The 9,401-nt window shown below is 45.0% G+C and carries 9 protein-coding genes; 5 read left to right on the top strand and 4 right to left on the bottom strand.

Features of this window, described 5'->3' with window-relative positions; all coding sequences use genetic code 11:
- Positions 1–673 (top strand): response regulator transcription factor (locus A1D16_RS05530; RefSeq protein ID WP_290708285.1); only part of this gene is annotated, 673 nt, incomplete at its 5' end.
- A 21-nt stretch (positions 674–694) separates the two neighbouring features.
- Here the strand turns inward: A1D16_RS05530 and A1D16_RS05525 are convergent.
- From A1D16_RS05525 to A1D16_RS05515, 3 genes are all read right to left on the bottom strand, one after another.
- A complete protein-coding gene (locus A1D16_RS05525) occupies positions 695–2,524 on the bottom strand; it encodes a BatD family protein (RefSeq protein WP_290708284.1) in 1,830 nt (609 codons plus the stop codon).
- Positions 2,525–2,536: 12 nt separating this feature from the next.
- The gene (locus A1D16_RS05520; protein ID WP_290708283.1) at positions 2,537–3,235 is read right to left on the bottom strand and encodes an SDR family oxidoreductase; all 699 of its coding nucleotides are present in this window, start codon (positions 3,233–3,235) and stop codon (positions 2,537–2,539) included.
- Between the two features lie 90 nt (positions 3,236–3,325).
- Positions 3,326–4,174: a DUF2167 domain-containing protein gene (locus A1D16_RS05515; RefSeq protein ID WP_290708282.1), complete on the bottom strand. Its 849-nt coding sequence runs from the start codon at positions 4,172–4,174 to the stop codon at positions 3,326–3,328.
- Positions 4,175–4,256: 82 nt separating this feature from the next.
- Between A1D16_RS05515 and A1D16_RS05510 the strand changes: the two genes are divergently transcribed.
- Positions 4,257–4,955: a YjjG family noncanonical pyrimidine nucleotidase gene (locus tag A1D16_RS05510; protein ID WP_290708280.1), complete on the top strand. Its 699-nt coding sequence runs from the start codon at positions 4,257–4,259 to the stop codon at positions 4,953–4,955.
- Here the strand turns inward: A1D16_RS05510 and A1D16_RS05505 are convergent.
- On the bottom strand, positions 4,952–5,611 hold the full coding sequence (locus tag A1D16_RS05505) for a phosphatidylserine decarboxylase family protein (RefSeq protein ID WP_290708279.1): 660 nt from the start codon (positions 5,609–5,611) through the stop codon (positions 4,952–4,954). The genes A1D16_RS05510 and A1D16_RS05505 overlap by 4 nt on opposite strands.
- A gap of 63 nt (positions 5,612–5,674) precedes the next feature.
- Between A1D16_RS05505 and A1D16_RS05500 the strand changes: the two genes are divergently transcribed.
- The 3 genes from A1D16_RS05500 to mutL all read left to right on the top strand — a co-directional run.
- Positions 5,675–6,814, top strand: coding sequence for a formimidoylglutamase (locus A1D16_RS05500; protein WP_290708278.1), 1,140 nt, complete (start codon positions 5,675–5,677; stop codon positions 6,812–6,814).
- Positions 6,815–6,837: 23 nt separating this feature from the next.
- The gene (gene dacB, locus A1D16_RS05495) at positions 6,838–8,178 is read left to right on the top strand and encodes a D-alanyl-D-alanine carboxypeptidase/D-alanyl-D-alanine-endopeptidase (protein ID WP_290708277.1); all 1,341 of its coding nucleotides are present in this window, start codon (positions 6,838–6,840) and stop codon (positions 8,176–8,178) included.
- Positions 8,179–8,214: 36 nt separating this feature from the next.
- On the top strand, positions 8,215–9,401 hold a 1,187-nt coding region (mutL, locus tag A1D16_RS05490), incomplete at its 3' end, for a DNA mismatch repair endonuclease MutL (protein ID WP_290708276.1).

Raw genomic sequence — 9,401 nt, 5'->3', positions numbered from 1 at the left:
TGAAGAAAATCTGCATGACGCGCTCCGGCTTAACCTGGAGTTGGAAGGTTATGAAGTGAGTTCCGCCTACGATGGACTGAACGCACTAAAAGCTGTACAGCAGGAATATTTTGATCTGGTCATCCTGGATATAATGTTACCGGAAATGGATGGGCTTACCGTACTCGAGGGGATCCGCATTCAAAATAACGAAGTCCCCATTCTTATCCTAAGTGCTAAGAACAGCAGTGCCGACAGGGTATCCGGACTCAAAAAAGGTGCCGATGATTACCTGACCAAGCCGTTTAACCTCGAGGAGCTTATGTTACGCGTGCACAAGCTGATCCAGAAAAACAAAAAACTAAAGCAAAAAGATACCATCGGCGATTTTTATCAGTTCGGTTCCAACAAAATAGACTTTAAGGCACAGGAGGCAACCGCAAAAAATGGAGAACGCATTCAACTGAGTAAGAAGGAGGCCATGCTGTTGAAATTGCTGATTGAAAACAAAAACGAAGTAGTGCCACGGGAAAAAATCCTGCAAACAGTATGGGGATACAATGTATACCCCACTACCCGTACCATCGATAATTTCATCCTCAATTTTCGGAAGTATTTTGAAGAAGACAGCCGCAATCCCCGGTATTTTCATTCGGTTCGGGGCGTAGGGTACAAATATGCGGAGAACGAATAAAATACCCCCGTACAGCCACTGCTATAATGCGGTAACGATCGTAACCAACCGGTCGGCCTCCTCCAGTATAACGGCCCCGTCGCTGCTAACCAGGCTGGGTGCGTATAAAGCCCATTCGCACCGTTGCCAGATAGACTGGAGTAAAAGACGATCTTCTGTTGATAGACCCCGCTGTTCTAATAGTGGTAATACCGTTTCTTTTTGCAGGTCGGAGGGCTTAAGCTGCAATTTTTCTCCCAGCAATTTCCATAGTCCAGCTTCCAGTTCTTTATACATTAACGCGGTGTCGTTGTTTTGGAAGGCAAGTCTGGCGGCCACCAGGTAATCAACCGGTAGTTGTGGTTCCGGCGCTGCAAAGTTTGTCGGCGCTTCTTTCTCCGCCTGGTTTTTAGGCAATTTTTTCTTCCTTACTATCAATGCTATCATACTGAGAAAGGCAAGAGCTCCAATGCCGATAATCCACCAGTTTGCGTTGTTCAAAACCGGTGGAGTGGCTTCTGTTTTTTTAGGCTTTTCCTGCTTTTTAGTAAGTGAAGGGGTAACAAAAAGACGTAAACTGTCTGTCGAAAGGCTGGTATAGGATTTTTTCCTGGGGTCGAAATAACTGAATGAAATACCTGGTAAGGTATAAGTTCCTTCCTCTGTAGGAGTTATAGTATAGGAAATGATCTTTTTCCCTTCCATCGGGCTAACCGCTTTGTTCAGCTGTTCAGTTACCGAAGGGTCAAAAACGGTAAAATTGCCGGGTAGCTCCCAGGATGGGGCGTTTATCAGCGGCAGGTTTCCGCTGCCCTCAATTTCAAGTGTATAAATAAAGTTTTCTCCGGCTGCAACAGAAGCGGTGTTGGCTTTACCACTAATTGTAAACTTTCCAACAGCTCCATTAAAGCTGGGGGGGGCGCCATCCGGAAGCGGTAGAATGGTAATCGTTTTGGGCTGGCTTGCTAATGTAATGGAATGTTCTTCCCAGCTTCCGGACTGTTCACCCATCAGATCGTCCATCAAGCGCTGAATAGAACTCCGGTTAGAAGACCCCGGCGCTTTATCTGTCCGCAGAAAACGGACATTGTTTTCCAATTCAACCGGTTCCAGTTCAAACCGGCCTTCCTGCAAGGGAAATAATTGTGTTTTACGGATGATATGCGATTGATATTCTTTTCCATCCCTTTCCTCAATAACCGGTTCAGCGGCCTCCGGTTCCAGCATATCATATACACTGAAACCGTTCATGGACGGACGTTTACTGATCCTGGAATCGGACCGGAGCCGGGTTAATAATTTGTAGGTAGATACAATTGGTTCGCCTACATAAGCAGTGGTTTTGTCCAGGTCCAGTACCACCATTAATCCTTTTTTGATTTTTTCCTGTGGTGATTCTCCCGGCTGCAGCATATAATCTTCCTGGATCTGCCGGCGGTAAGCGCTGATGCCCGGATCAATGGGGTAAGGGTTAACCGGTTGCGCTTTTGCTTCCCTCACCTCAATTCGCAGCTGGTTTGATTTCATCTGCTTACCGTTGATAAGAGCAGATGCCCCCTGGATAATAAGTGTTCCTTTGCGGTTGGGTCTCAGAATATAGGTCAACGCCTGGTAGCGTGAAATTTCTCCATTTACAAGGCTCATCCCATTTGTTTCTATGGGCCCTTGTAATACCGTAAAATCTTTAAAAGAAGGTGCTTCAAAAGATTCAATCTGTTTGGCATTTTCAGCAATAAACTGCACCTGAAGTACCTCGGTAAGCCCAATGCTTTGTTTGTCGGACAGCGTTGAAAAGCTTACCTGCGCTGCCGGAAAAAACGGCAACAGTAAAGCGGAAAGGAATAAAACAAAATAGACAAATCGCACCTGCATAGAAATGGCAAATTACAAATCACCTAATTGCGGACGAAGAACAATGTCTTCAACGCAGGCCTGGGCTGACAAACGGCTAGCAGCATGGATCATCAGGGCAATATCCCGGGCTTCCATAAGCCGGCTGGGGTCAACGCCGGATGCGGCCCAGCTATCGGTATAAGCTGCGCCAGGCAATACGGCGCTTACCTTTATGCCAAAAGGTTTCATTTCCTCTCGCAGGTTTTTGCTAAAGCCCAGCAAAGCAAATTTACTGATGCTGTAAGCGCCTCCATTGGCATAGGCTGCAAGGGACGCAATAGAACAGATATTAAATATATGGCCCGATTGGCGCTTCATCATTCCGGGAAGAAAAGACCTGGTAAGATGGTAGGCGGAAAGCAGGTTAACCGACAACGAAGTTTCGAGCGCCTGTTCTGGTTCATTATATATACTTCCCGGAATAAACTGCCCTGCATTGTTCACCAGTATATCGGGTATGCCAAAGGAGCTTACCCATTCTGAAAAAGCAGTTATATCGGCCCGAAGCGAAAGATCGGCTGGTTGGCCTTTTACTTCACAGGTGGGAAACCGGCTTTGCAATTCCTGCACCGTTTCATACAGCTGATGCGGATTTCTACTGCATAAAAAAAGTTGATTGCCTGCTGCAGCAAACTCCTGCGCTATGGCTTTTCCAATGCCTTTACTGGCACCCGTTATCACAATAATCATTGCATAAATGTACGCCTTCTTATGCAGTTGGATGAACGGGCTTTCTTTTAAAATTGCTAAAACGACGAATGAAAATAAAGGTGCCGATCATCAGCAAGGAACCGGTTGCCAGGGGCTTGGGTACATAGGAAAAAAACGACTGTTCTTTTTACCGGAAATAATTCTTCCAGTTTCCATTCCGCCGCCGGACTGTTCTTCCGGCGAATAATCTTCATACCGGAATCCTTCAATAAAAGAAGTTTGCGCCAGTAGGTAAGGTAATACCTTTTTAATAGCGGGTAATTGATCAATTGTACCTACCGCATTTATTTTTAACACCCCGTTTTTCCCCAACAAACGGAGATTATAATTCACCAGAGATTCATCACTGCCATTAACCTTTAATTCAGTAGCCCAATACACCGCTTTTTTATAGGAATCGAAATAAGGAACCATTATCCATTTTTCTGCCTGCAGGGCATTGAATCCTTTTTCCAATCTTTTTTTATTGGATTCCTGTAACTGGTTTTGTACTTCCTCCAGCAACTCCCTATGATCAAAATCAGTTGTTTGCCCGGTAGGTATATATCCTGTAGGCGAATAGCTGATCACAAAACTGTAGTCATTGTTTATTTCGGAGGGTAAAAAATCTGATCGAACTATCATGCCCAATACTTCTTCATCCGGTACATTGCCCCATACTGTTTCAAGAATATACCTCGACTGGTTAGCGTCAATAAAATAATAACCGGACGGTACTTTCATTCTAACCGACTGCTCCGCAAACCGAAGTTTGCCGGCATGAAAAGTGAGTTCTTTGTCGATGGAGTCGACTTGTTTGTTAAACTCAGCTTTGATTTGATCGGTTGATGAGGGGGTTGATGATATACTATCAACAGGTTCAGCAAAAACGCACAAGCTGGATATCAGAGCGGTGCCTGCGAGTAGAATTTTGGTCATAGGGATCAGAATGAGTTTAGGGTGCTACGGAATGACAAGATACTAATTCTACAGAATCATGCAATACCTTTGCTGTTCAAATATGAAACATTATTCTCATTTATTCTTTGATCTTGACCATACACTGTGGGATTTCGAAGAAAACGCGCGGTTAACACTTGAACATATTTATAAACAGCTGAATTTATCTACAGTAGGCGTAAGTGATTTTACTTATTTCCATGAACGCTATTGTTACCATAACGATAAGCTTTGGGAGCGGTATCGCAAAGGATTTATCAAAGTAGATGAGCTCCGGTGGAAAAGGATGTGGCATACCCTGCTTGATTTTAAGATCGGGGATGAACAACTGGCGCGAGAACTGAGTGCAGCTTTTCTTGCGCACCTGCCTTTCCGGAACCGTTTATTTCCGTATGCGGTTGAACTACTCACCTATCTTCATAATAAAGGGTATTCATTACACCTGATCACCAATGGATTTGAATCTGTACAGCACGCCAAGTTAAAAAATTCGGGCATCGATCATTTTTTCGGAAAAGTGATAACCTCCGAAGGAAGCAATAGCCTTAAACCGAACCGGGAGATTTTTGACTATGCATTCCGTGTTACCGGTGCTGTGCCGGAAACCAGTATTATGATCGGGGATCACCTGGAAGCGGATATCCTGGGTGCAAAAAATGCCGGAATGGACCAGGTTTTTGTTAACCACATTAAGATTACACCGTCTATTTCGCCCACCTACACCGTATACGGACTGGAAGAAATGATGGCCTTGTTTTAAGAGAAGGTTGCTAATACATCTACGCCCCCCTTCACTACCTGGTTAAGCGTTACATTTATACGGGTTCCGATAGGCAGCAAAACATCTACCCGGCTGCCGAATTTTATAAAACCCAATTCGTCGTTCTGCTTCACTTTCATGCCTGGTTTCAGGTAGTTAACGATACGTTTTGCAACGGCACCGGCAATTTGTTTAACCAAAACTTCGGTATTGCCGGTTTTTAATACAACGCTGTGGCGTTCATTTTCGGTGGATGATTTGGGATTCCATGCCACCAGAAATTTACCCTTATGGTAGGTGCTGTACACTACATCGCCGGAAAAAGGGTTACGGTTAACATGCACGTTAGCCGGGCTCATAAAAATGCTTACCTGAATGCGTTTGTCATGAAAGTATTCTTCGTCGTACACTTCTTCAATAACCACTACTTTCCCATCGGCAGGGCAAATAACCTTGGTTTCATCAAATGTGTGGGTACGGCTTGGAATCCGGAAAAAGGATATGATAAATAAAAGAAGGAACAATAAAACCAGAAACAATACCCAGCTGATCAGCGGGTAGGCGGCACTTATAAAAAAGAATGAAAGCAGGTTGAGCAGTACAAAAACCAGGGTAGCAATTGCAATTGATTTGTAGCCTTCTTTGTGAATTGTCATGTTGATGCGTTGAACCGCAAAATTAGGTATAACCTAAAAGTGACCAATTATTATATTGCAGCCATGATTGAATTGCAACATTTAATGGATTACCTGAATCCGGTTTCATTGGCTGAAATAAGCGATGATCAGGGTTTTCGTGCGGGTCAGATGGGAAAACAGGTACTGGTTTACGAAGAGGACGCCTTTCCCGACCTGGATCAGCCCGAGCTTATTCTGGTAGGCTGTGGTGAGCAGAGAGGCCTTGGCATGGGCCGCGCTTTTAGCGTTGGTGCGGATCAGATTAGAAAAAGTTTTTATAGAAGTTTCTATTGGCACACGGATATCCGGATAGCGGATATTGGAAATATTAAGCCGGGCGCTTCGCTTAGTGATACCTATGCCGCTTTGAAACTGGTTTTATCAGAATTAACAGATGCCGGTAAGCGGGTTATAATCCTGGGAGGATCGCATGATCTGTCTCTTTCGCAATATCACTCCTATGCCAGCCGAAGCCAGTTAATTGAAGCTGCATGTATTGATGCAAAAATTGACCTGGATATGGAGGCCCTGCCGCAGGCGGATCATTTCCTGATGGAAATGCTGACCGGTGAGCCCAATTTCATGAAACACTACAGCCATCTTGCCTTTCAGAGTTATTATGTACACCCGTATATGCTGGAGAATATGGACAAGCTCCGCTTCGATTGCTTTCGGGTAGGTACCGTCAAAGAACAAATTGATGAAATGGAGCCGGTATTGCGGAATTGTAGAATGGTGAGTTTTGACCTATCAGCCATTGCACATGCCTATGCTCCGGGATCAGCCCTGTCTCCCAATGGATTAAATGGGGAAGAAGCCTGCGTGCTGGCCCGTTATGCCGGTATGAGCCCCGTGGTAAATAGTTTTGGCATATATGGTTATCAGCCCGGATCCGATGTGCAAAACCTGACCGCGCAGCAGATAAGCCAGATGATCTGGTATTTTATTGATGGAATGAGTAAAGGAAAAAGGGAAGCTACCCTCAAAGACAGGGAGGCTTTTTATGAATACAATACGGCGTTCGCCGAAGTTGAAACTGTGTTTTTGCAGAGTAAAAAAACGGGTCGCTGGTGGATGCAATTGCCCGACACCCGTTTTATAGCCTGTTCTTACAAAGATTATGTAATTGCCAGCAACAACGATATCCCGGAAAGATGGTTGAGAGCCCAGGAAAGAAGCTGATCATTTTTAGCTATTTTTAGTAAATGCGTCTACACACACAGTTGCTTGCTTGGTTAGTGCCGGCGATTTTATTGACGGCCTGTTCTAGTCAAAAGAAACTTGGCCAATCCGCCCGGGAATTGCTGTTGCAACAAGAGGGGCTGAAACAGGCCCATATCGGGATCAGCATTTATGCGCCTAAAAAAAACAGCTATCTCTATAATTACCAGGCAGATAAATATTTTGTTCCCGCCAGTAATACCAAGCTTTTCAGCATGTATGCTGCAATGAAATGGTTGGGCGATTCACTGCCCGGCATCCGGTATGCGGAAACTGAAGACAGCATCTATCTGCAGGCAACAGGAGACCCTACCCTTTTACATCCTGATTTTTCGGATCACCCAGTGATCGATTGGCTGAAAGCAAGTGGGAAAGAACTGGTAATTCAACAGGATAACTGGAAAGAAAAAGAGTTCGGTTATGGCTGGGCATGGGATGATTATAACAGTGCCTATATGCCGGAACGAAGCCCGCTTCCGGTATACGGAAATACCATCCGGTGGACCCAGGTACTGGAAAAAACGGAATCGCAGGATGGCGCTATCGTTAATGAAGCTTTTGTATATTCAGAACCGGAAGTTTCCTGGAAGGTTAATTTTAACCCGTCCAAAACAAGTAGTTTTTCGGTTATACGAGACCGGTATACAAATCAGTTTACCATATCAGAGGGTAAAGAAATACTTCGAACCATAGAAATTCCCTTTGTTACGAACGGGGTTTTATCTGCATTGGATTTATTAAAGGACACCATCCATAGGTCTATTGTATTGGTACCTGCAGAAACTACCCGCCAGGTGGATCGGGTACGCTATTCCCAATTACGCGATAGCGTATTGAAAACCATGATGTTCCGAAGCGATAATTTTTTTGCGGAACAGGTTTTACTGATGGCATCACAGGAAGCCCTGGGATACATGAACACCACAGATTTTATTGATACCGTATTGAAGACTGCTTGTAGTGGCTTACCACATCCCCCCAAATGGGTAGATGCATCGGGCCTTAGCCGGTATAACTTGTTTACCCCACAGGATTTTATCTGGTTATTAAAAAAGATGGAGCAGGAAATGGGGCAGAACAAGGTGTTGCAGTTATTACCCGGTGGAAACCAGGGTACTTTATCTAATTATTATACCGGTATGGCAGATGCTATCCATGCAAAAACCGGAACCTTAAGCGGACATGTAGCTTTGAGCGGTTACCTGACTACAAAAAAAGGGGAACCCTTGTTGTTTTCCATCCTGGTGAACAATCATCAAACCAGTGCCGCCAAAGTGCGGAGATCGGTCGAAGCCTTCCTGCAAAAACTATGGGAAATGAATTAGGTACAGGTGCTATCTTTGCCGAAAGGAGAGTGACTATTGGCTGATACCATACAATTATTGCCCGATCATATAGCAAACCAGATTGCGGCAGGGGAAGTAATTCAACGTCCGGCAAGTGCAGTAAAGGAATTGTTGGAAAATGCAGTGGATGCGGGAGCAACTGAAATTCGCCTGTTGGTGAATGATGCAGGCAAGTCGCTGATCCAGGTAATAGACAATGGTAAGGGCATGAATGAAACCGATGCCCGGCTCTGTTTTGAGCGCCATGCGACTTCGAAAATCAGGCAAATTGATGATTTATTTCATATAAATACCATGGGCTTCCGGGGAGAGGCGCTGGCTTCTGTTGCCGCCGTTGCGCAGGTAGAATTAAAAACCCGGCAACATTCGGAAGAACTCGGTACCTATATCGAAATCGAAAACAGTATGGTGGTTCGGCAGGAACCCTGTGCCACTGCGCCTGGTACCAGCATTGCCATGAAGAACCTGTTCTTCAATGTGCCTGCCCGTCGTAATTTTTTGAAGAGCAATGCTTCGGAGATGCGCCATATAATAGACGAGTTTATCCGCGTGGCAATGGCTTTCCCTCAGCTCTTTTTTTCGCTTACCCATAACGGACAACAGGTTTTTCACCTGGATAAAGGCTCGCTTAAACAACGGATTGTACAATTGTTGGGTAATTCCTACAATGCTAAACTGGTTCCCGTTCAGGAGCAGACAGATTATCTGAATATTCAGGGCTTTATTGGTAAACCCGATGCTGCCCGTAAAACCAGGGGCGATCAATATTTTTTTGTAAATAACCGGTTTATTCGCAGTGGGTACCTGCACCATGCCGTAATGCAGGCTTTTCAGGATCTGATCCCGGCCGATAGTTTCCCTTTGTACGTGCTTTTTATTGATCTGAACCCCGAACAGATCGACGTAAACGTGCATCCTACCAAGCAGGAGATCAAATTTGAGGATGAGAAAATCGTCTATGCATTTGTTCAGGCCGCCGTAAAACACGCCTTGGCGCAATTCAGTATAACACCAACGCTGGAATTTGATATTGATGCCGGTATTCAGCAATCGGATGCAGTTTCCAAGCCTTTTACCCACGACCAGCGAGAAGCTGCCAGCAATTCGGGCCTGTTCCAAACCTTTTCAAAATCTAACCAGGCCCATTTAATTGAAAAAGGTGGGTATTCCGGCATCGGCGGTTCCGCCCCGGTTGAACCGGG

Source organism: Flavihumibacter sp. CACIAM 22H1 (assembly GCF_001601815.1).
GTDB lineage: Bacteria > Bacteroidota > Bacteroidia > Chitinophagales > Chitinophagaceae > Flavihumibacter.
Note: the sequence above shows the minus strand (reverse complement) of the source record. Positions and strands in the feature narration are given on the sequence as shown.

What these genes read in the sequence shown, in the direction of transcription:
- A1D16_RS05510 (WP_290708280.1), top strand. Translation starts at nt 4,257, where the DNA reads ATGAAACATTATTCTCATTTATTCTTTGATCTTGACCATACACTGTGG.
- A1D16_RS05515 (WP_290708282.1), bottom strand. Translation starts at nt 4,174, where the DNA reads ATGACCAAAATTCTACTCGCAGGCACCGCTCTGATATCCAGCTTGTGC.
- A1D16_RS05525 (WP_290708284.1), bottom strand. Translation starts at nt 2,524, where the DNA reads ATGCAGGTGCGATTTGTCTATTTTGTTTTATTCCTTTCCGCTTTACTG.
- dacB (WP_290708277.1), top strand. Translation starts at nt 6,838, where the DNA reads ATGCGTCTACACACACAGTTGCTTGCTTGGTTAGTGCCGGCGATTTTA.
- A1D16_RS05520 (WP_290708283.1), bottom strand. Translation starts at nt 3,235, where the DNA reads ATGATTATTGTGATAACGGGTGCCAGTAAAGGCATTGGAAAAGCCATA.
- A1D16_RS05500 (WP_290708278.1), top strand. Translation starts at nt 5,675, where the DNA reads ATGATTGAATTGCAACATTTAATGGATTACCTGAATCCGGTTTCATTG.
- A1D16_RS05505 (WP_290708279.1), bottom strand. Translation starts at nt 5,611, where the DNA reads ATGACAATTCACAAAGAAGGCTACAAATCAATTGCAATTGCTACCCTG.